Annotated in this window: 21 protein-coding genes; 7 read left to right on the top strand and 14 right to left on the bottom strand. The window is 72.2% G+C overall.

All coding sequences use genetic code 11. The annotated features are described in order from the left end of the window. Nucleotides 1–19 precede the first annotated feature (19 nt). Complete coding sequence (locus QUY26_RS07585; protein ID WP_436840286.1) at nucleotides 20–646, top strand: PA14 domain-containing protein; 627 nt, start codon at nucleotides 20–22, stop codon at nucleotides 644–646. A gap of 238 nt (nucleotides 647–884) precedes the next feature. Here the strand turns inward: QUY26_RS07585 and QUY26_RS07580 are convergent, their stop codons facing one another. The 3 genes from QUY26_RS07580 to QUY26_RS07570 form a co-directional block, all read right to left on the bottom strand. Beyond that, nucleotides 885–1,463: a TetR/AcrR family transcriptional regulator gene (locus QUY26_RS07580; RefSeq protein WP_289944397.1), complete on the bottom strand. Its 579-nt coding sequence runs from the start codon at nucleotides 1,461–1,463 to the stop codon at nucleotides 885–887. Nucleotides 1,464–1,473: 10 nt separating this feature from the next. Beyond that, nucleotides 1,474–2,712 (bottom strand): Cmx/CmrA family chloramphenicol efflux MFS transporter, encoded by a 1,239-nt coding sequence (locus tag QUY26_RS07575; RefSeq protein ID WP_289944395.1) that lies wholly within the window; start codon nucleotides 2,710–2,712, stop codon nucleotides 1,474–1,476. Nucleotides 2,713–2,986: 274 nt separating this feature from the next. Then, nucleotides 2,987–3,679: a hypothetical protein gene (locus QUY26_RS07570; protein WP_289944393.1), complete on the bottom strand. Its 693-nt coding sequence runs from the start codon at nucleotides 3,677–3,679 to the stop codon at nucleotides 2,987–2,989. Nucleotides 3,680–3,805: 126 nt separating this feature from the next. Between QUY26_RS07570 and QUY26_RS07565 the strand changes: the two genes are divergently transcribed. Further along, nucleotides 3,806–4,495, top strand: coding sequence for a S1 family peptidase (locus tag QUY26_RS07565; protein WP_289944392.1), 690 nt, complete (start codon nucleotides 3,806–3,808; stop codon nucleotides 4,493–4,495). On the opposite strand, the gene QUY26_RS07560 is transcribed toward QUY26_RS07565, so the two are convergent. Next, nucleotides 4,455–4,658 carry a DUF397 domain-containing protein gene (locus QUY26_RS07560; protein WP_289944390.1) on the bottom strand — a complete coding sequence of 68 codons (204 nt, stop codon included), beginning with the start codon at nucleotides 4,656–4,658 and terminating at the stop codon, nucleotides 4,455–4,457. The two genes, QUY26_RS07565 and QUY26_RS07560, sit on opposite strands and share 41 nt — an antisense overlap. Continuing rightward, nucleotides 4,658–5,488: a helix-turn-helix domain-containing protein gene (locus QUY26_RS07555; protein WP_289944387.1), complete on the bottom strand. Its 831-nt coding sequence runs from the start codon at nucleotides 5,486–5,488 to the stop codon at nucleotides 4,658–4,660. Before QUY26_RS07555 ends, QUY26_RS07560 begins: the two co-directional genes overlap by 1 nt. A gap of 156 nt (nucleotides 5,489–5,644) precedes the next feature. Between QUY26_RS07555 and QUY26_RS07550 the strand changes: the two genes are divergently transcribed. After that, entirely contained in the window at nucleotides 5,645–6,073 is a 429-nt protein-coding gene (locus QUY26_RS07550) for an ATP-binding protein (RefSeq protein WP_289944386.1), read from the top strand. 69 nt (nucleotides 6,074–6,142) lie between these two features. Here the strand turns inward: QUY26_RS07550 and QUY26_RS07545 are convergent, their stop codons facing one another. Genes QUY26_RS07545 through QUY26_RS07535 form a run of 3 tightly spaced genes read right to left on the bottom strand, consistent with a single transcriptional unit; the run spans nucleotide 6,143 to nucleotide 7,947 of the window. Continuing rightward, nucleotides 6,143–6,610, bottom strand: a complete 468-nt coding sequence (locus QUY26_RS07545) for an acyl-CoA thioesterase (protein WP_289944385.1) — start codon at nucleotides 6,608–6,610, stop codon at nucleotides 6,143–6,145. A gap of 54 nt (nucleotides 6,611–6,664) precedes the next feature. Next, nucleotides 6,665–7,303 carry a hypothetical protein gene (locus QUY26_RS07540; RefSeq protein ID WP_289944383.1) on the bottom strand — a complete coding sequence of 213 codons (639 nt, stop codon included), beginning with the start codon at nucleotides 7,301–7,303 and terminating at the stop codon, nucleotides 6,665–6,667. A gap of 50 nt (nucleotides 7,304–7,353) precedes the next feature. Continuing rightward, nucleotides 7,354–7,947 (bottom strand): histidine phosphatase family protein, encoded by a 594-nt coding sequence (locus QUY26_RS07535; RefSeq protein ID WP_289944382.1) that lies wholly within the window; start codon nucleotides 7,945–7,947, stop codon nucleotides 7,354–7,356. Between the two features lie 135 nt (nucleotides 7,948–8,082). Between QUY26_RS07535 and QUY26_RS07530 the strand changes: the two genes are divergently transcribed. Next, nucleotides 8,083–9,729, top strand: a complete 1,647-nt coding sequence (locus tag QUY26_RS07530; RefSeq protein WP_289944380.1) for a glycine/sarcosine N-methyltransferase — start codon at nucleotides 8,083–8,085, stop codon at nucleotides 9,727–9,729. Nucleotides 9,730–9,823: 94 nt separating this feature from the next. On the opposite strand, the gene QUY26_RS07525 is transcribed toward QUY26_RS07530, so the two are convergent. From QUY26_RS07525 to QUY26_RS07515, 3 genes are read right to left on the bottom strand one after another with little or no spacing between them, the layout of a single operon-like run. Continuing rightward, a complete protein-coding gene (locus QUY26_RS07525) occupies nucleotides 9,824–11,041 on the bottom strand; it encodes an FAD-dependent monooxygenase (protein ID WP_289955564.1) in 1,218 nt (405 codons plus the stop codon). Nucleotides 11,042–11,089: 48 nt separating this feature from the next. Beyond that, on the bottom strand, nucleotides 11,090–11,725 hold the full coding sequence (locus QUY26_RS07520; protein ID WP_289944378.1) for a peptidase: 636 nt from the start codon (nucleotides 11,723–11,725) through the stop codon (nucleotides 11,090–11,092). A 26-nt stretch (nucleotides 11,726–11,751) separates the two neighbouring features. Beyond that, entirely contained in the window at nucleotides 11,752–12,963 is a 1,212-nt protein-coding gene (locus QUY26_RS07515) for a pyridoxal phosphate-dependent aminotransferase (protein WP_289944377.1), read from the bottom strand. 84 nt (nucleotides 12,964–13,047) lie between these two features. On the opposite strand from QUY26_RS07515, the gene QUY26_RS07510 reads away from it, so the two are divergent. Then, a complete protein-coding gene (locus QUY26_RS07510) occupies nucleotides 13,048–13,695 on the top strand; it encodes a winged helix-turn-helix transcriptional regulator (RefSeq protein ID WP_289944375.1) in 648 nt (215 codons plus the stop codon). Nucleotides 13,696–13,819: 124 nt separating this feature from the next. On the opposite strand, the gene QUY26_RS07505 is transcribed toward QUY26_RS07510, so the two are convergent. Together QUY26_RS07505 and QUY26_RS07500 are read right to left on the bottom strand one after the other, a co-directional pair. After that, nucleotides 13,820–14,617, bottom strand: a complete 798-nt coding sequence (locus tag QUY26_RS07505) for a hypothetical protein (RefSeq protein WP_289944373.1) — start codon at nucleotides 14,615–14,617, stop codon at nucleotides 13,820–13,822. Then, nucleotides 14,617–15,921: a VWA domain-containing protein gene (locus QUY26_RS07500; protein ID WP_289944370.1), complete on the bottom strand. Its 1,305-nt coding sequence runs from the start codon at nucleotides 15,919–15,921 to the stop codon at nucleotides 14,617–14,619. The genes QUY26_RS07505 and QUY26_RS07500 overlap by 1 nt, the downstream gene beginning before the upstream one ends. A gap of 70 nt (nucleotides 15,922–15,991) precedes the next feature. On the opposite strand from QUY26_RS07500, the gene QUY26_RS07495 reads away from it, so the two are divergent. Continuing rightward, nucleotides 15,992–16,906, top strand: coding sequence for a HipA family kinase (locus QUY26_RS07495; protein ID WP_289944368.1), 915 nt, complete (start codon nucleotides 15,992–15,994; stop codon nucleotides 16,904–16,906). After that, on the top strand, nucleotides 16,903–17,187 hold the full coding sequence (locus QUY26_RS07490) for a SelT/SelW/SelH family protein (protein ID WP_289944366.1): 285 nt from the start codon (nucleotides 16,903–16,905) through the stop codon (nucleotides 17,185–17,187). The genes QUY26_RS07495 and QUY26_RS07490 overlap by 4 nt, the downstream gene beginning before the upstream one ends. 37 nt (nucleotides 17,188–17,224) lie before the next feature. On the opposite strand, the gene QUY26_RS07485 is transcribed toward QUY26_RS07490, so the two are convergent. Further along, the gene (locus tag QUY26_RS07485) at nucleotides 17,225–18,394 is read right to left on the bottom strand and encodes a serine hydrolase domain-containing protein (RefSeq protein WP_289944364.1); all 1,170 of its coding nucleotides are present in this window, start codon (nucleotides 18,392–18,394) and stop codon (nucleotides 17,225–17,227) included. Nucleotides 18,395–18,409 lie beyond the last annotated feature (15 nt).

The raw sequence follows: 18,409 nt of genomic DNA, 5'->3' as shown, positions 1-18,409 counted from the left end.
GCCGAAGTACGAGAAGCGCATGTACGCCCAGCTCAAGGAGCTGGTGGACACCTACGACCCGGCGCTGCTCTGGTTCGACGGGGAGTGGGACACCGAGGACCCGCACAACCCGTGGACCGCGAGGGACGGCGAGCGCCTGGAGTCCTACCTGCGCGGTCTGAACCCGGACCTCGTCATCAACAACCGGGTCGGCAAGCGTCGCGTCACCGACGGCGACTACGGCACCCCCGAGCAGGAGATCTTCGACAACGCGGATCTCGCCGGCGCCCCGAAGGTCACCCGCACCGACCCCACGGTCAACCACGCCTGGAAGTTCGGTGGTTCACCGCACGCGTCGATCCCGTCGGACCGCTTCAGCGTCCGCTGGACGGGGTCGATCGAGCCGCGCCGCACGGAGACGTACACGCTGACGACGGTCTCCGGCGACGTGGTGCGGGTCTGGATCGACGGCAGGCTCGTCATCGACTCCTGGAACCCGCACGAGCCGAAGGTCGACAAGGCGCAGGTGCCGCTGACGGCGGGCGAGCGCCACAGCATCCGCGTCGACTACGCGGAGAACACCGGTGAGGCGCACATGAAGCTGCTGTGGTCGAGCCCTGACCAGCCGCAGCAGATCGTGCCGTCGACGCAACTGCGTACGCGGTGAAGCGGCCGAGTGCGGCGAAGCCGGGCTTGCGGTAGACGGGCTCGCCCTCGGGTGACGCCTGGACCGCCGTGGTGGCTCCGGCGTCGCGGGGCGGCGGCGGTGACGGTGATGGTGGCGTCGGGCAGGTGCCGGTGCTGGTGCAGATGGCCGACGTGCGCGGCGAGTTCTGCTCCATGGCGGTGAGGAGGGCGCGGCTCCCGCTACCGGGACCCGGCGCCCTCTTCTGCGTCCACGTGGGTCACAGCCGCTCCAGGGTGTTGTCGACGGTGGCGAGCAGAACATCGCGGTCGTCCTGTACGCGGCCGAGGACGCGCAGGCCGTAGTAAGTGCTCTGGACCAGCCGGGCCAGGGCGCGGGCGTCGCGGTCCGCCGGGATCTCGCCCGCGCGCTGGCCCTCCTCGACGACCGCGCGCACCTCGTCCTCCACGCGCGTGAAGTTGCGCCGCACGACCCGCTTGACGTCCGCGTCGAGCCCGGCCAGCTCGATCGCCGCGTTGATGGCGAAGCAGCCGCGCCCGTCGTCGGCGTCGAGGTCGCTGTCGACGGAATGCAGCATCATCGCGCGCAGCCGGTCCTTGGCGGTGCCGGGCTCCTGAAGCCGCTCGATCTGCGCGCCGGTGACCGTCTCGTAGTAGCGGTCGAGGGCGCGCAGATACAGCTCGCGCTTGCCGCCGAAGGTGTTGTAGAGGCTGGACGGGCCGAGGCCCGTGCTGTCGCACAGGTCGCGGGTGGACGTGCCCTCGTACCCGTGGCGCCAGAAGGTCTCCATGGCGGCGGTGATGACGCGGTCCTCGTCGAACTGTCGTGGCCTGGCCATGGGCGGGAGCCTACCGGTTTTGGAATACCTTTTCAAAACCGGCGGGGGCGGCGGGCGCGGGGGATTCGGCCACCGGTGCCGGACCCCGCGCGGCTCGCTGCGTCGCCCGCTCCAGGTGTCCCGCCCACAGCGCCCCCGCGCACCCGAGCACCGCGAGCCCCGCCCCGACCCAGGCCACCGACGTGTACCCGTACCCGGCGTCGATGGTGAGGCCGCCGAGCATCGGGGCGAGGGTGTTGCCGACGTTGAACGCGGCGGTGTTCGTCGCGCCGACGAGGGTGGGCGCGTCGGGGGCGAGGGCGAACACCCGGGACTGGAGGGGCGGGTTGGTGACGTATCCCGCCAGGCCGAGCAGGAAGATCAGGACGAGTACGACGGCGAGGGCGGTGTCGGCGGTGAGCGCGAGGGCCGCCGAGATCACGGCGAGCCCGCCGAGCCCCCACCCGAGCGTGCCGACGGCGTGTGCCTGCGCGGTGCGGCTGCCGATGAGCAGGCCGAGCATGCCGCCCGCCCCGAACAGCGCGAGCACGGCGGGCACCCAGCCCTCGCTCAGGCCGCTCACGTCGGTGAGGAGGGCGGCGAGGTAGGAGAAGGTGACGATGACCGCGCCGAAGGCGAAGCCGGTGACGGCGTACGACAGCCACAGCTGCGGCCGCCTCATGCCGCGCAGCTCGGCGCGCACGGACGGCGCCTCGCGCGAGCCCCGGCCGCCCGGCACGGCGAACACCGTCGCGGCCAGGCTGACGGCGGTCGCCGCGGCCACCGCCCAGAAGGCGGCGCGCCAGCTCGCGGACTGGCTGAGGACGGTCCCTGCCGGGACGCCGACGATGGTCGCGAGCGTCAGGCCGCCCGCGACGAGCCCGACCGCCTTGCTCTTGGCCTCGCTCGGCACGAGCGCCACGGCCGTGGCGACGGCCACGCCCCAGAACCCGGCGTACGCGAGCGCGCTGACGATCCGGGTCGCGAACAGGACGCCGTACCCCGGCGCGAGCGCGCCCACGACGTGCCCCGCGATGAACACGGCCTGGAGCAGCACGAGCGCCGTGCGGCGCGGCCGGCGCAGTGTCGCCACCGCGAGCAGCGGCGCGCCGACGACCATGCCGATCGCGAACGCCGAGATGAGCAGCCCGGCGTCGGGTATGGAGACGCCCAGGTCATCGGCCATGCCGGGGAGCAGTCCCGACAGCATGAACTCCGACGTTCCCTGGGTGAAGATGCCGAGCGCCAACACGTAGACCGCGAGCGGCATGGAGGTCCCTCCCTGGTTGTGGCTGGTGGTTGCGACGGGGGCGCGACTCGTTTTGAATCGGTCGCTTCAGAACCCCGGTGGACCCTAGCACGTTCTGAAGCGAGTGCTTCAAAACAAGTCAAGGGTGCTGGGAGGTTGATGTCGGTGCGGAGTCGGTGCGGAGTCGGTGCGGAGTCGGTGCGGAGACGGCGCGGTGTCAGCGCGGTGTCAGCGCGGCCTCAGGTCGACGCCGGGATGCGCTGTCGTCGCATGCGGCTTCGTGGGCGGGGGCCCGCTAGCCCTCGCCCTCGTCCTCGGGCGGTTCGGCGGTGGTGGCGCGCAGTGCGGCGGCGGCGGAGCGGGCCTCGGTGGCGCGGTGGCGGTGTTCGGCCGCTTCCTGGGCCCGGCCGCAGCGTCTGTGGTCGCGGGCCAGGGCGGCCTCGGCCGTGGCCAGCGACTCGGCCGCCGCTACGGCCCGCTCCCGCAGCAGGTCCGTCCGGGCCCACAGGACCTCAAGCAGCACCGGGCTCTGCTCCGCCATCTGTTCGGTGGCGGCCGCCACCTCCCGGTTGACGGCGTCCTGCTCGCGCTGGTCCGCCGCATCCGCGCGACGCAGTGCCGCCTCGCTGCGGCTCAGGCGCTCCTGGCTGGTCTCCAGCAGGCTCTGGCCCCGCCCGATCTGCTCGTACGAGCGCTTCCGGGCGCTGGGAGCCGGCTCCCCCGCAGTGCGACGCCGTTGGTCCAGGCGCAACTCCTTGGCGGTGAGCCTCTTCTGCCACGCGTCCAGGGCGGCTTCGCGCTGGTCGGCGATGGCATCCCGCCTGTCGGCAGCGGTTTCGCGCTGGTCGGCGGTTGCTTCACGCTGGTCGGCAGTGGCTTCGCGGTCGTCGGCCACCTGCCGTCGTCCAGCGGTGCTCTGCCCGCGCTTCGTTTCGGGCTGTGCGCCGGTGCTCGTCGGGGAAGGTCCGCCCAGCGGGTCAGTGCCCATGGCACCAGTATGCCCGCCTTCGGAATCGACGAACGGGGCATGTGTCGCCCCGTGACGAGCCCGCCGGACTTCGCAACAATGCCCACGCTCGGCCAAGCGCACATCGCCACCCCCACAGGAGAACCCATGAGACTCCGGCTGATCATCGCCCAGTTGCTGTGCGCCACCCTCGCGGCCCTCGGCCTGCTCGCCGCTCCCTCGGCCACTGCCGCGCCCGCCGCCCCCACCGCGACGGCGGTCCGCGGCGGCGACGTCCTCTACTCCGCGAGCGGCCGCTGCCCGGTCGCCTTCAACGTCAGCAACGGCACGCGCTTCTACGGGATCATGGGTGGCCACTGCGGCACCGTCGGCACCCAGTGGTACGCCGACCCGCGCCTCACCGTCCCGGTCGGTGTGACCGAGACCGTCGTCTTCCCCCGCAGCAGCTACGCCCTCGTGCGCTACACCAACACCACGCTGACCTACCCCAGTGAGATCAGGGCCGGAAGCCAGATCATCCGCATCAATCGCGCCCCGCAGCCCGTCGTCGGCCAGCAGATCTGCCGTACGGGGCCCACGACCGGCCTGCACTGCGGGACCATCCAGTCCCTGAACTCCTCGGTCACCTTCCCCGAAGGCACCGTGCACGGCCTCATCCGCACCAACGTCTGCGCCGAGCCCGGCGACTCGGGCGGCCCCGGCTTCGCCGGTGACGCGGCGCTCGGCGTCGCCGTGGGCGGCAGCGGCAACTGCGCGTCCGGCGGTACGACGTTCTTCCAGCCGCTGCCGCCGATCCTCAGCGCGCACGGCCTCCGGGTCGGCTACGCGCGTACGTGAGGAAGTCGGCCCAGGCGGCCGAATCGAGGGCGAGTTGGGGGCCTTGGGGGTTCTTGGAGTCGCGTACGTGTATGGCGTCGGGGCGGAGAGCCACTTCGACGCAGTCGTCGCCGGACCCGCTGCTGTAACTGCTCTTGAACCAGGCCAGTTCGGGCGTGCTCATCATGCTCCTCGCATCCGCTCCAACAGGCTCACCGAGTCCTCGAACGAGCGAGCCTGTGAGCGCATCCTGGCATACCGCATCTGGAGCATGCTGACCACCTTTGGGTCAGAGATGAGTTGGCCGCTCTCCTGCCCCTCGGAGTAGGCGAACCACCGGTTGTCCGGCGTCTCCAGGAGCCTGATGGGCCCGCCCAGCCCGGCGTGCGACTCGCGCGCGACCGGCATGACCTGCAACTCGATGTTCCGTCGCTCGGCGAGCTTGAGGATGTGGTCGATGGCCTCCCGCGTGATGGCCGCCCCGCCCATGTTCCGCAGGAACAGGTGCTCTTCGAGGATGAAGCTGTAGGCCGTGTTCGGCCGCTCCATGAGCAACTTCTGGCGCTCGGCGCGCGCCGCCATGTTGGCCGCGATCTGCTCGTCGCTCATCACGGGCACCTGGTTGGCGAACAGGCGCTCCGCATACGCGGGCGTCTGCAACAGCCCCGGAATCAACCGGCATTCGTACGTGTAGAGGGTGATCGCCTCCTGCTCCAACTGGGCCCACTGGCGGAACCAGGACGCCAGCCCGCGCTGGCGCGACAGCTGATTGGCCACCAGCCGCAACGTCCCGAAGGCGTCCAGCGCGGCCTCTGCCTGGTCGACGAACCTCGGGGGCGGGAACCGCCGCCCCTGCTCGATCGACGCCACGAAGTGCGTCGAGTATCCGATCTCCGGGGCCAGGGCCTCCTGCGTGTAACCGGCCCGCTTGCGAAAGCTCTTCAGGGCCGCACCGAAGGCCTTGAGCCCGTCGGTCGGCTCGGGCTCGTTCGTTCCAGGCGTGCTTGACGACATCACGGGTCTCCCCAGACGCTTGCGTACCGTTCCCCGCCAACGCGCCCATGCTCACGGACAGTTACCCGTACTGTCCACACTTCGCACCCGTACACTTACGCAGCGTACGAGTTCTGGGGCTCCCGTCGGACGACAGTGCAGGTCACGGTGGGTGCCATGCCACTCCAGGTGCAAACCCCCACACCAGCACATGTGTTCACGCAGCGCATCAGCGCCACCCCGCGAGGGGCCCGCCTGGCGCGCAGGCTCGCGCGGTACCACCTCGACGGCTGGGGCATCCCGTACGACAGCGAACTGTCCGACGCGGTGGCCCAGGTGACCGCGGAACTGGCGGCGAACGCGGCGACGCACGGCCGCGTACCGGGGCGGGACTTCGAGCTGCGGCTGCTGCTCGCGGCGGACGGCGTACGCGTCGAGGTCACGGACACGCGCGCGGAGCGCCGCCCGCCGGAGCGCCCCGAACTGCCGGGCGCGGAGGCCGAGTCGGGGCGGGGCCTGGTCCTGGTGGCGGCGCTGGCGGCGGAGTGGGGGGTGGGGGAGCGGGCGCCGGGGAAGACGGTGTGGGCGCGGCTGCCGTTCCGCTGAACGGCGAGGGGCCCGGCCGCGCGCGGGACCGGTCGGCCGGTCCGGTCGGGCCCGGCCGGACCGGCGAGGTCAGAGGCCGAGCACGCGCGGGTCCGACGCCAGCGCCCTGAAGTACTCCTTCGGGTCCGCCACCATCCTGCGCTCCTTCAGGTCGAGGAGGCCGCCGAGGGCGGAGACCGTCGCGGCGACCTGGCCGTCCGCCCGGACGACGGACTGCTCGATCCGGAACGTCTTGCGCTCACCCCATACGAACTGGCAGGTCACCTGGACCTCGTCGCCCGCGCGCAGCTCGCTCCGATAGCGCAGTGTGTTCTCCAGGGCGACGGGTCCCACGCCCTTCCCGATGAGGTCGCGCTGCTCGATGCCGGCCGCCCGCAGCGCCGACCAGCGCGCGTGCTCCGCGTACTGCAGGTACACGGACTGATTGAGGTGCCCCTGCGAGTCCGTCTCGTACCCGCGGACGCTGATGCCCACGGAGAACGGCTCGGGCGGCGATTGCTGTGACACGGCTTCCCCTTCGACTGCGACGGATGTCATCCGGTTGACCACCAACACCCTCTCGACCTGCGGCATTCCAGCCACCACCGAAACTCATCCCCGCCGGGGCGACACCAGGACATACCGCCCCGCTCCCGCCGCCCGTTCGCTGTGTTCGCTGACCTGCCACCCCGCCCGCTCCAGGGCCTCAGCGCAGGCCCGGACGCCCTCCGGCGTCGGTTCGCGCACCGCCACCGCTTCCGGCTGGGGGGTCGCCGTCACGCGGTACCCCTCACGGTCCGGGGTCGCCGGGGTGCGGCCCGCCGCCTCCAGGGCTATCGCGGCCGCCTGCACCAGGTGCCCGCGCTCCCAGGCGCACGGTCGGTCCCTGTCCGCGTCCGGGTTCGTCATGCGGCGCATCTCGACGAGGCCGAGCCAGGCGGCACGCACCTCGCGCTGCCGCGCCGGGCCGTCCGTCACGGCGTGGGTGCCGTCCTCCGTGCCCGTGCGGGCCGCGAAGACGCCGGGGGCCGGCTCCACCGGGGCCGTCTCCGGGACGGCCTGCTCCGGCTCCTCCCGGACGCGGTGGCCCGCCGGGGTCAGGAAGTACGCGTGCGGGGGGCGGGGGTGGCGGAAGGCCAGCCGCAGCCGGACGAGGGCTGTGAGCTGGGCCTCCGTGCCGGTCAGGCGGCCCGTCACCGGGTCGGCCGCCGCGATGACGCGGCGCTGTGCGGCTGTGGTCGGCTTGGCCATGCTCCCGATGGTGCCTCGTGCCACTGACATCGGCCCCGTGGGCCCCGCCCTCACGGCCGGACGTTCCACGTGGCCAGGACCGGGCGGCCGTGTTCGTAGCTGAGGCGGCTCACGGTGCCGGTGGCGAGCTGGAAGTGGGCGCCCGCCGCAGGGGGGAGGCCCAGGCGGCGGGCGGTGAGGACGCGGAGGAAGTGGCCGTGGGCGAAGAGGACGACGCTGCCCTCGGTGTTGGCGAGGGCGGCGTCGACCTTGGCGAGCATGCGGTCGGCCCGCTCGCCGACCTGCTCGGGGGTCTCACCGGGGTGCTCGGCGGGCCCGGGGGCGACCCCGTCCGTGAAGAGGAACCAGTTGGGCCGGGTGCGGTGGATCTCGACGGTGGTGACGCCCTCGTACGCGCCGTAGTCCCACTCGGAGAGATCGGGATCCACCCGGGCCTCGGCGAAGCCCGCCAGCTCGGCCGTCTCCCGCGCCCGCACCCGCGGACTGGTGAAGGCCGCGTCGACGCGGTACTTCCCGAGGAGCGGCGCCACGGACCGCGCCTGGGCGCGCCCGTTCTCGGTGAGGGGGACATCCGACCAGCTGGTGTGCTGCCCCGACAGGGACCATGCGGTCTCGCCGTGACGTACGAGGAGAAGATCACCCATGGCGTTGCGGGTCCTGTTCTGGTCGGCGAATCGTCAGCCCAGCGTATGTATACGAAGCGCGGACGCATGGGGGTACCCGCCTTGGGATAGCGATGTGCCCAGGCCATCCCCCATTGAAGTCGAAGGGTATTCATCGTGCATCCGGCTCAGAAGTTCGGCGAAAACCCCGTCGAAGTACGAGAAACCGGCCACTACACCGAGGAGTACGTACCCAGCTTCGTGGAGAAATGGGACTCGCTCATAGATTGGGAGAGGAGGGCGCAGAGCGAAGGAGACTTCTTCATCGACCTGCTGCGCAAACGCGGCGTGAAGAGCGTGCTCGACGTCGCGACCGGCACGGGCTTCCACTCCGTGCAGCTGCTGGCCGCCGGGTTCGAGACGGTCAGCGCGGACGGCAGCGCCGAGATGCTGTCGGCGGCCTTCGCCAACGGCATGAAGGACGGCCATGTGATGCGGGTCGTCCAGGCGGACTGGCGGTGGCTCAATCGCGACGTACACGGGGAGTACGACGCCATCGTGTGCCTCGGCAACTCCTTCACCCACCTGTTCTCGGAGCGCGACCGCCGCAGGGCGCTCGCCGAGTTCTACGCGATGCTCAAGCACGACGGCATCCTCGTCCTGGACCAGCGCAACTACGACGCGATCCTCGACGACGGCTACACCAGCAAGCACAAGTACTACTACTGCGGCGAAGACGTCTCCGTGGAGCCCGAGTACGTGGACGAGGGCCTCGTGCGGATGCGGTACAGCTTCCCGGACGACTCCTTCTACCACCTCAACATGTTCCCGCTGCGCAAGGACTACACCCGGCGGCTCATGTCGGAGGTCGGGTTCCAGAACATCGAGACGTACGGCGACTTCCAGCACACCTACCGGGGCGAGCAGCCCGACTTCTTCGTGCACGTCGCGGAGAAGGAGTACCGCGCGGACGACGAGCAGGACGAGCGCTACAGCGGCGCGGTCGGCGTCGCCCGCAGCTACTACAACTCCGCCGACGCGGACACCTTCTACGCCAGGGTCTGGGGCGGCGAGGACATCCACATCGGCCTGTACGACCACTCCGGCGAGCCCATCGCCGACGCCAGCCGCCGCACCGTCGAGCGGATGGCCGGCAGACTCGGCCTCACCGAGGAGTCCGTGGTCCTCGACCTGGGCTCCGGCTACGGCGGCTCCGCGCGGTACCTGGCGTCGACGTACGGCTGCCGCGTGCTCGCCCTCAACCTCAGCGAGGTGGAGAACCAGCGCCACAAGGAGCTCAACCGAGCCCGTGGCCTCTCCGGCCTCATCGAGGTCGTCGACGGGTCCTTCGAGGACATCCCCTACCCCGACGACCAGGTCGACGTGGTGTGGTCGCAGGACGCCTTCCTGCACAGCGGCAACCGCGTCCGTGTCCTGGAGGAGATCTCCCGGGTCCTGCGGCCCGGCGGACAGCTGATCTTCACCGACCCGATGGCCGACGACGCCTGTCCGCCCGGGGTGCTGCAGCCGATCCTCGACCGCATCCACCTCGACGACATGGGCTCACCCGGCTTCTACGCGCGCGAGCTGGCCCGGCTCGGGTTCGTCGCCCCGACGGGCGGATTCGAGGAGCACCGCGAGCAACTGATCACGCACTACGCCCGCGTGCTGGAGGAGACCGAGCGCCAGGAGGCGGAAGGACTGGCCGGGCAGGTCAGCCACGACTACCTCACCCAGATGAAGATCGGTCTCGCCCGCTGGGTCGCCGCGGGCCGCGACGGGCACATCACCTGGGGCATCCTGCATTTCAGGAACGGCGCGTAGTTCCCGGCGACCGCGGTCCCGGGTGACAGGGGCGGGGCAGGGCCGGAGCAGCGGGACAGCGCCGACGGGCCTCGATGCTCCGGCCCGCCCGCCCTCACCGGGGCCGCAGCTCACGCCCGCCGAACGCCCCCGTCCCGTCCGCCTGCTTCCACCACGACTCCAGGCCCGCCTGGTCCAGCTCCCGCCACCGCGGGGTCCGCTCGACCAGGGCCCGGCCGAGCCGCCGCCCCAGGTCGACCATCGTGCGGCCCGCCACGGTGCGGTCGGTGTCGTAGGACTCCAGGGCCTCCGGCCACGTCGTCGCCGTGGCGATGGCGGACTCCAGGACCGTGGCGTCCTGCAGCGCCTTCACCGCGCCCGCGCCGGTGTGCGGCCGCGCGACCGTGGCCGCGTCGCCCGCGAGGAGCACCCGGTCCAGGGCGTAGCGGGGCGCTGTGAAGTCGTACATGGGCTGGAGGAACAGCTCCTCGGGGCGGGTCGCGCGGACCACGGCGCCCCAGTACGGCGGCAGCAGCGCGTCGGCGACGTGCGCGAGACGGGCGCCGAGCGCGTCGGTGAGGCCGCCGGGCGGCAGGCTCGTGGGGCTGGTGAAGCCGAGGTCGGCGTCCAGGCCCGGGGGCGCGGCGGTGTACAGGACCCAGTTGACACGGTGGCCCCCGACGCCGTCCGGGATCCGGTAGATGATCACGTGCCCGCCGTCGAAGACCGCGTACACGCAGTCCTCCTCGTCCCACAGGTGCGGATCGGCGAGGCGGTCGGCGGGGTAGGCGCCGCGCCAGGCCAGATAGCCCGCGTACTCGGCGCGCAAACCCGGGTGGGCGGCGGCGCGCACCACGGAGCGGTAGCCGTCCGCGCCGACCACGACGTCGAACCGCTCCGTTCCTTCGGCGGTGTCCACCTCCGCGCCGACCGCGCCGGTGCGCACGGCCTCAACCGACGTGGCGGTGCGGAACTCCACCGACTCCGGCACCCGGCGCCGCAACTCGCCCCACAGCGGGCCCCAGTTGTAGGTCCGGAACGGGAACGGCATCGTGCCGATCGGGTGCCCCAGCGGGCCGGACGCCCGCTCGTCCCGTACGTACCAGCGGCGTCTGACCAACTGCACCCAGGGCATGTCGGCGTCCATATACCCGGCCGACTCCAGCTCCGCGTACCGGGAGTTGTGCACGGCGAGACCCACGCCCCGCTCCGCGAGGCGGCCGCCCGCCCGCTCGTACACCGTGATCTCGTCCGCCCCGCCACGGTGTGCCGCCAGCGCCATGGCGCAGCCCGCGACGCTGCCGCCGACGACGGCGACCCTGCCTGAATGCATCATCGCGCCATCCTGGCAGGGAAGATGACGTTCTGTCATGAGCGCGTGTCAGTGCGTGGCCGCCCCGTCCGCGTGCGGGCCGAGCGATACGCCCCGGCCTGCGAAGAAGGGCTCGAATTGGGACACGGGCAGTTCGGCCGTGCGGGTGCGCGCGTCGATGCCCGAGGGGTTGTGGAAGTGCAGTGCGCCGTCCGCCGTGCGCCCCGTGATCAGGACCAGGTGCCCGCCCCGCCCCGGCGCGGGCCGCTCCGGCCGGCGGATCTCGAAGTGCGCGGACACGATCACCGTGCGCCCCGCGTCCAGGAGCGCGGGGATCTCGTCCAGCGCGAGATGGCGGTGCACGGTCGCGTCCACGCCGTGCACGTCGCGTACGTACTCGGCGAACGGCGCGTAGATCAGCCCCCGGATCGTGCCCTCGGCGTCCTCCGTGTACCCGCCGTACTTCACCGCGCCGTCGCGCAGCTCGAACAGCGACGGCGCGTCCGGGCCGAGCGCCATCCGCAGGCAGGTGATGCCGCACAGGTGCTTGCACCAGCGGCCGTAGTCCTCGAGGGTCGCGGCGCCCGACACCCGCCAGGCCGGGTCGTCCGTGGCGTCGTGACCCTCGTAGACGATCTTCTCGACCAGGTCCGGCGAGGCGAACTGGGTCAGCGACGGGGTGCGGCAGGTGGTGCAGAGGGTCATCGGCGGGCTCCTCCCGGGGCTGCTCGCTACTGGCGATATCCGCTCAGGAAACGGCCGATGCGGCTGATCGCCGCGTCCAGATCGTCAGCGTACGGGAGGGTGAGGATGCGGAAGTGGTCGGGGCGCGGCCAGTTGAAGCCGGTGCCCTGGACCACTTGGATCTTCTCCTGGAGCAGCAGGTCCAGGACGAACTTCTCGTCGTCGTGGATCGCGTGCACCTTCGGGTCCAGGCGCGCGAAGGCGTACAGCGCGCCGCGCGGCTTCACGCAGGAGACGCCTGGGATCTCGTTCAGCTTCTGCCAGGCCCGGTCGCGCTGTTCGTACAGGCGGCCGCCCGGCGCGGTCAGTTCGCGGATCGACTGGCGGCCGCCGAGCGCGGCCTGGATCGCGTACTGCGCGGGGGCGTTGGGGCACAGGCGCATGGAGGCCAGCATCGTCAGGCCCTCCAGGTAGTTCCGCGCATGCTGCTTGGGGCCCGTCACGACCAGCCAGCCGGAGCGGAAGCCCGCGACGCGGTACGTCTTCGACAGGCCGCAGAAGGTCAGGACCACCAGGTCCGGGGCCAGCGAGGCGACGCTGTGGTGCACCGCGTCGTCGTACAGGATCCGGTCGTAGATCTCGTCGGCGAAGACCATCAGGCCGTGGCGGCGGGCCAGGTCGAGCATGCCTTCGAGGATCTCGCGCGGGTAGACCGCGCCCGTCGGGTTGTTCGGGTTGATGATCACCAGGGCCTTGGTGCGGTCGGTGATCTTCGACGCCAGGTCGTCGAGGTCCGGATACCAGTCCGCCTGCTCGTCGCACAGGTAGTGCACGGCCTTGCCCCCGGAGAGGGTCGTCACGGCCGTCCACAGCGGGAAGTCCGGGGCGGGGACGAGGACTTCGTCGCCGTCCTCCAGGAGTGCCTGTACGGCCATCGTCACCAGTTCGGACACGCCGTTGCCGAGGAAGACGTCGTCCACGTCGATGTCGTCGAGGCCGAGCGCCTGGTAGCGCTGGACCACGGCGCGGCGCGCGGACAGGACGCCGCGCGAGTCCGTGTAGCCGTGCGCGCCCGGCAGCATCCGGATCATGTCCTGGACGATCTCCTCGGGTGCCTCGAAGCCGAAGAGCGCGGGGTTGCCGGTGTTGAGGCGCAGGACGCTGTGGCCCGCCTCCTCCAGGGCGTTGGCGTGCTCGATGACCGGGCCCCGGATCTCGTAACAGACCTCGCTGAGCTTGCTCGACTGCCGGAACTCCATGTGCTGTGCCTCCCGTGGCGTGCGTTACTTGGTTTTACCAAGCTGGCGCTTGGAAAGTCCAACAACTTGTCTAGACTGCGACGCATGCCACCTCGCTCACGCCGAAGCTACGACCAGTACTGCGCCGCCGCCCGCGCCCTCGACGCCGTCGGCGACCGCTGGACCCTGCTGATCGTCCGTGAACTCCTCGCCGGGCCCCGGCGCTACACCGACCTGCACGCCGATCTGCCCGGCGTCAGCACGGACGTGCTCGCCTCACGGCTCAAGGACATGGAGCAGGGCGGGATCGCATCGCGGCGTCGGATGTCCGCTCCCGTCTCCGCGTACGTCTACGAACTCACCCCGCGCGGGCGGGCGTTGCTGCCCGTCCTGGAGGCGCTCGGGGAGTGGGGGGCCTTCGACCTCGGTGAGCGTGCCCCTACCGACGCGGTGCGCGCGCACTGGTTCGCCTTGCCGCTGCGGGGGCGGTTGGAGGCGCTCGGCGGGCACGGGGTCGTGCAAGTCCGGCTCGACGAGGGGGAGTTCCTGCTGCGGCTCGGGGACGCGGCCGAGGGGCAGGCCGTGTACGCCGACGGGGGCGGGGAGGCCGAGCCCGACGCGCGGATCGTGCTGGGGGCGGATGTGTGTGTCGCGCTGGCGCGCGGGGAGACGGCCTGGGCGGACGCGGTGCGGAGCGGGGATGCTGTGGTGGTGGGGGAGGGGGTGCTGGCGAAGGTGTTGCGGGCGGGGTGAGGTGGGGTGCCCCCGCGACGGGCTGAGAATCTCGCCGGGGTGGGCTGGGACGGCCAAGGGGGGTGGGCTGAGGCGGCGGAGGCCCCCGGGTGTGCGGGACGGGCCTCCGCCGCTTCGTGTGCCGTCAGGCGCCCGACGGGGGCCTTCCGGTGCCGCGCGTCAACGCGTAGCCGCCGATTCCCGCCAGTGCCGCGAGCACTCCGCCCGCGCCCGTCCAGATCCAGCGGTCCGTCCACCAGCCCGACGCCCAGCCGTCCTCCGGTTCCGCCGTCGACAGGGCCGCCCGGGTGGGGGAGCCGTCCGAGTCGTCGGTGTCCACGGAGGCGCCGGGCACCAAGGGCTTCGCCAGGGTGCCGTCGACCGCCGCCGAGCCGCCGATGTCCTTCGAGGTCGCCTCGACCTCCGCGGTGACGGGGGCGCCCAGGTCGGCCGTCCTCAGGCCCGTCGCCGTCAGGCGGATGTAGTACGTGCCGGGGAGCGGGTCGTTGGACCAGGGGTCCGACCAGGCGCGGACCGGGCGCAGGACGCAGGTCAGGTCGACCGTGGCCGCGTCCGCGGGGCGCGACTGCATGCCGTACATGCAGGGCTGACGGCGCCTCAGACCGTCGTACACGTCGACGCGCCACCGGGTGTCGGCATTGCGGGCGGCGTCGGGGAGCTTGACCGTCGCCTTGACGGTGGGGCGCAGGCCCGCGTCCGCGGGGAAGGACCAGTACAGGTAGTCGCCGGTCGACGCGCTCGCCGTGGCCCGGTGGCCCTGCTGGATCTCCGTGGCCGTGCGGAAGGACGTGCCCGCGTCGGCCTTGCCCTTGTCGTCGTCGCCGGAGGCGGCGAGCGCCGGGGCGGCGGTGAGGAGCGCGGCCAGACCGGCGAGGCCCGCGGCCGCCACCAGGCGGGTCTTCAACAGACGTGTCGTACGCATCAGCTCGTCCTCCAGACGGCGACGCGCCACCGCGCCACCCAGCCCCACAGCAGTCCGCCGACGAAGCCGGTCAGGACCAGCGCGCCCAGCAGCCACCAGCCGCGGCCGAGCCCGAAGGCCGCCACGTCGGAGGCGTCGTCCGGCGCGTCCACGATGTCCACGGCCAGCTCCACGGGCAGACCCGGCTTGCCCTTGGCGGCCGCCGCACCGCCGGCGGCGGCGGGCGCGTAGGAGTGGGAGACCTGGAGGCAGACCGCCTCGGTATCGGCCTCGTCGGAGTCGTCGGAGTCCTGGTCCGGCTTCGGGTAGCGCAGGCCCGTCGAGATCACGTCCGTGCGCCCGTCGCCCGCCTCCGAGCCGCGTACGATCTCACGGCCGTGCTTGGTGACGGCCCGCATCAGCACGCCGTAGTCGTCGGCCACGGCCCGGTCGGCCGCCACGCTCACCGAGGCGCGCAGCTCCTGCCCCGGCTCGACGTCCACGCGGTACCAGCGGTGCTCGCCGAACCCCGTGCGGTCGGTGTACAGGCCGGGCCTCAGCTCCGGCGCCGCAGCGCACCGGTCGGCGCCCTCGACCGCCACGGGCGTGACCACGGGGTCGGCCGCGCGGTCCACCAACTGGCCGACGCGGTCGGTGAGTTCGTCGGTGTGCCGGATGGAGGTGTACGTACCGCCGGTGGCCTCGGCGATGCAGCTCAGCTGCGCGCGCATCTTGGTGTTCGGGACCAGGCCGAGCGTGTCGATGGTGAGGTGGATGCCCTTGGCGGCGATGTCCCGCGCCACCTCGCACGGATCCAGGGGCTGGCAGGTGTCCTCGCCGTCGCTGATGAGGACGATGCGGCGCGAACCCTCGCCGCCCTTCAGGTCGTCGGCGGCCTTCAGGAGGGCCGGGCCGATCGGGGTCCAGCCGGTGGGCGCGAGCGTGGCGACCGCCGCCTTGGCGTCCCTGCGGTCCAGCGGGCCCACCGGGTAGAGCTGCTCGGTGTCCTTGCAGCCCGTCTTGCGGTCGTCGCCGCGGTAGTTGGCGCCGAGGGTGCGGATGCCGAGCTCGACGTCCTCGGGGGTGGCGTCGAGCACCTCGTTGAACGCCTGCTTCGCCGCGGCCATGCGGCTCTTGCCGTCGATGTCGCGGGCCCGCATCGACCCGCTCGCGTCGAGCAGCAGCTCGACCTTCGGGACGGGCCCCGACCCGCCGTCCGCGCCGTCGGGTTCGTCGTCCGCGAACGCGGACGTGGGCGCGAGCCCCATGCTCAAGGCCGCGAACAGGGCGCAGAAGCCCGCCGCGAACCGCTTTCCAGTGATCATCGGAGGATCTTATGGATCAAGGACCGCCCGCTCCAAAAATGGCTTGCGGCCGCCGGTTAGGGTGGCTGGTGTGCTGCGAGAAGTGACGGCTGTCCGGTATCTGGAACCCCTGCGGGCCGGCGGCTCCGTGCCCGGGATCGTCGAGGCCGACGACCTCGGGACCTACGTCCTGAAGTTCACCGGCTCCGCGCAGGGCCGCAAGGCGCTGGTCGCCGAGATCGTCGTGGGTGAACTGGCGCGCCGCCTCGGCCTGCGCGTTCCCGAACTCGTCCTCGCCCACTTCGACCCGGCCGTCGCCGCGGACGAACCGCACCAGGAGGTGCGGGACCTGCTGCGCGCCAGCGCGGGCCTGAACCTGGGCATGGACTACCTGCCGGGGGCCCGCGACTTCACCCCCGACACCGACCTGGACGTCGACCCCCTCGAGGCGGGCAAGGTCGTGTGGCTGGACGCCCTCACCGCGAACGTCGACCGCACCGTGCACAGCTCGAACCTCATGGTCTGGCCGACCTTCGCCACCCGCGAGCCGCGCCTGTGGCTCATCGACCACGGCGCGGCCCTCGTCTTCCACCACCGCTGGGACGCGGCCACCGTCCTCGCCACCGCCGAGAAGGCCTACGACTTCCGCCAGCACGCCCTGGGCCGCTACGGCCCGGACACCGCGGCCGCCGACGCGGAGCTCGCGCCGCGCGTCACCGAGGAACTCCTCCGCGACATCGTGGCCGACGTCCCGGAAGCGTGGCTCGCCGACGAGCCGGGCTTCGCCACGACCGACGCCCTGCGCGACGCGTACGTCACCTACCTCACGGCCCGCGCCCGCGCCTCCGCCGCCTGGCTCCCCTCCGACTTCCCCTCCCGCGCCGAACTCGCCGCCGAGGACGCGCGGCGCGCCCGCGCCACCGAGGCGTCCCGCCCCACCTGGCTCAAGCGCGTCCCGAACCTGCACGGCAAGCCCGACCCGCGCCCCGCGAAGAGGTACCCATGACCGACGCCGCCGAGACCCACCACGTCCAGATCGAGTACTGCACCCAGTGCCGCTGGCTCCCCCGCGCGGCCTGGCTCGCCCAGGAACTCCTCACGACCTTCGAGTCCGACCTGACCGAGCTGACCCTGAAGCCGGGCACGGGCGGCGTCTTCGTCGTACGCGTCGACGACGCGGTGGTCTGGGACCGCCGCGAACAGGGCTTCCCCGAGCCGACCGCCGTGAAGCGCCTGGTCCGGGACGTGGTGGCGCCGGGGCGGAGCCTCGGGCACGCGGAGCGCTGAGGCCCGTCAGGGCGGCGCCCCGGCCGCTCGCGGAACGTCAGGTCCCGCAGTACTCCGCGTCCACCAGCGCCATCGTCGACGTCAGTCGGTCGCCGTTCGCGTTCGCGGCCAGCGTGTGGCGGCCGTCCGCCGACGTGACCGCCACCGACGAGGAGCCGGGCGCGCTGCCGGTGTGGCCCCAGACGGTGACGCCGCAGGAGAGGCGGTAGGAGACGAGGCCCAGGCCGAAGCGGATCCGGGGGACGTCGGGGTGGACCGGGATGGTGGTCTTCATCGCGTCCAGCTGGCGCTTCGGGAGGAGCTTGCCGGTCAGGAGGGCGGTGTAGAAGCGGTTCAGGTCCGCGCCGTTTGAGATCATCTCGCCCGCGGCTCCGGCGTAGGACGGGTTCAGCTCCGTCGTGTCGTGGAGGGTGCCGCCGGGGGCGCCGGACAGCAAGTCGTAGGCGCGGCTGCTGGGGCGGGGGAGGGTCGGTGAGGTGCCGGGGACGCGGGTGCCGCGCAGGCGCAGGGGGTTGATGACGCGGCGGCGGATCTCGTCGCCGTAGGGGCGGCCCGTGGCCTTCTCGATGATGAGGCCCGCGAGCAGGTAGTTGGTCTTGGAGTAGAGCACGCCCTCGCCGGGCTGGTTGTGCGGCGCGTGGCGCATCGCCATGGCGATCATCTGCGCCGGGGTCCAGGTGTCGTAGCGGTGCTGGAGGAAGTCCGTGGAGAAGATCTTGCGGGCGTACTCCGGGTCCGCGTTGACGTCGTAGATCCCGCTGGAGTGGTTGAGGAGCCGGCGGATGGTGACGCGGTCGCCGTCGTGGCCGTTGCCCTCGACCACGCCCGGCAGCCAGGAGCCCACCGTGTCGTCCAGGTCCAGCTTGCCCTCGGCCTCCAACTGGAGCACGACGGTGGCCACGAAGGTCTTGGTGATGCTGCCGACGCGGTAGTGGTCCCGCTCGCCGCGCGGCGTCCCGCGCTCGATGTCGCCGAGACCCGCCGCGGCCTTCCAGACGCCGTCGGCGTCCGTGACCCGCGCGGTCACGCCGGGGGCGCCGCCCGCGACGACCGCGTCCATGGCCTTGCGGGTCGCCTCGTGGCCGGGGCGCTGGTCCTGGCGGGGCTGCTGGTCCTGGCGGGGTGCGGCGGTGGCGGTGGTGGCGGTCACCGTCGCCACCACCACCGCCGATATCGCCGCGGCCGTCAGTCGTCTGCGCAGGTTCATGCCCGTCCTCCGTCG

The sequence above is a fragment of the Streptomyces flavofungini genome, from assembly GCF_030388665.1.
Lineage (GTDB): Bacteria > Actinomycetota > Actinomycetes > Streptomycetales > Streptomycetaceae > Streptomyces > Streptomyces flavofungini_A.
Note: the sequence above shows the minus strand (reverse complement) of the source record. Positions and strands in the feature narration are given on the sequence as shown.

Bases quoted from the DNA above. Each gene is read 5' to 3' on its own strand.
- QUY26_RS07585 (WP_436840286.1), top strand. From the start codon at position 20: ATGTACGCCCAGCTCAAGGAGCTGGTGGACACCTACGACCCGGCGCTG.
- QUY26_RS07580 (WP_289944397.1), bottom strand. From the start codon at position 1,463: ATGGCCAGGCCACGACAGTTCGACGAGGACCGCGTCATCACCGCCGCC.
- QUY26_RS07575 (WP_289944395.1), bottom strand. From the start codon at position 2,712: ATGCCGCTCGCGGTCTACGTGTTGGCGCTCGGCATCTTCACCCAGGGA.
- QUY26_RS07570 (WP_289944393.1), bottom strand. From the start codon at position 3,679: ATGGGCACTGACCCGCTGGGCGGACCTTCCCCGACGAGCACCGGCGCA.
- QUY26_RS07565 (WP_289944392.1), top strand. From the start codon at position 3,806: ATGAGACTCCGGCTGATCATCGCCCAGTTGCTGTGCGCCACCCTCGCG.
- QUY26_RS07560 (WP_289944390.1), bottom strand. From the start codon at position 4,658: ATGAGCACGCCCGAACTGGCCTGGTTCAAGAGCAGTTACAGCAGCGGG.
- QUY26_RS07555 (WP_289944387.1), bottom strand. From the start codon at position 5,488: ATGTCGTCAAGCACGCCTGGAACGAACGAGCCCGAGCCGACCGACGGG.
- QUY26_RS07550 (WP_289944386.1), top strand. From the start codon at position 5,645: ATGCCACTCCAGGTGCAAACCCCCACACCAGCACATGTGTTCACGCAG.
- QUY26_RS07545 (WP_289944385.1), bottom strand. From the start codon at position 6,610: ATGACATCCGTCGCAGTCGAAGGGGAAGCCGTGTCACAGCAATCGCCG.
- QUY26_RS07540 (WP_289944383.1), bottom strand. From the start codon at position 7,303: ATGGCCAAGCCGACCACAGCCGCACAGCGCCGCGTCATCGCGGCGGCC.
- QUY26_RS07535 (WP_289944382.1), bottom strand. From the start codon at position 7,947: ATGGGTGATCTTCTCCTCGTACGTCACGGCGAGACCGCATGGTCCCTG.
- QUY26_RS07525 (WP_289955564.1), bottom strand. From the start codon at position 11,041: ATGCATTCAGGCAGGGTCGCCGTCGTCGGCGGCAGCGTCGCGGGCTGC.
- QUY26_RS07520 (WP_289944378.1), bottom strand. From the start codon at position 11,725: ATGACCCTCTGCACCACCTGCCGCACCCCGTCGCTGACCCAGTTCGCC.
- QUY26_RS07515 (WP_289944377.1), bottom strand. From the start codon at position 12,963: ATGGAGTTCCGGCAGTCGAGCAAGCTCAGCGAGGTCTGTTACGAGATC.
- QUY26_RS07510 (WP_289944375.1), top strand. From the start codon at position 13,048: ATGCCACCTCGCTCACGCCGAAGCTACGACCAGTACTGCGCCGCCGCC.
- QUY26_RS07505 (WP_289944373.1), bottom strand. From the start codon at position 14,617: ATGCGTACGACACGTCTGTTGAAGACCCGCCTGGTGGCGGCCGCGGGC.
- QUY26_RS07500 (WP_289944370.1), bottom strand. From the start codon at position 15,921: ATGATCACTGGAAAGCGGTTCGCGGCGGGCTTCTGCGCCCTGTTCGCG.
- QUY26_RS07490 (WP_289944366.1), top strand. From the start codon at position 16,903: ATGACCGACGCCGCCGAGACCCACCACGTCCAGATCGAGTACTGCACC.
- QUY26_RS07485 (WP_289944364.1), bottom strand. From the start codon at position 18,394: ATGAACCTGCGCAGACGACTGACGGCCGCGGCGATATCGGCGGTGGTG.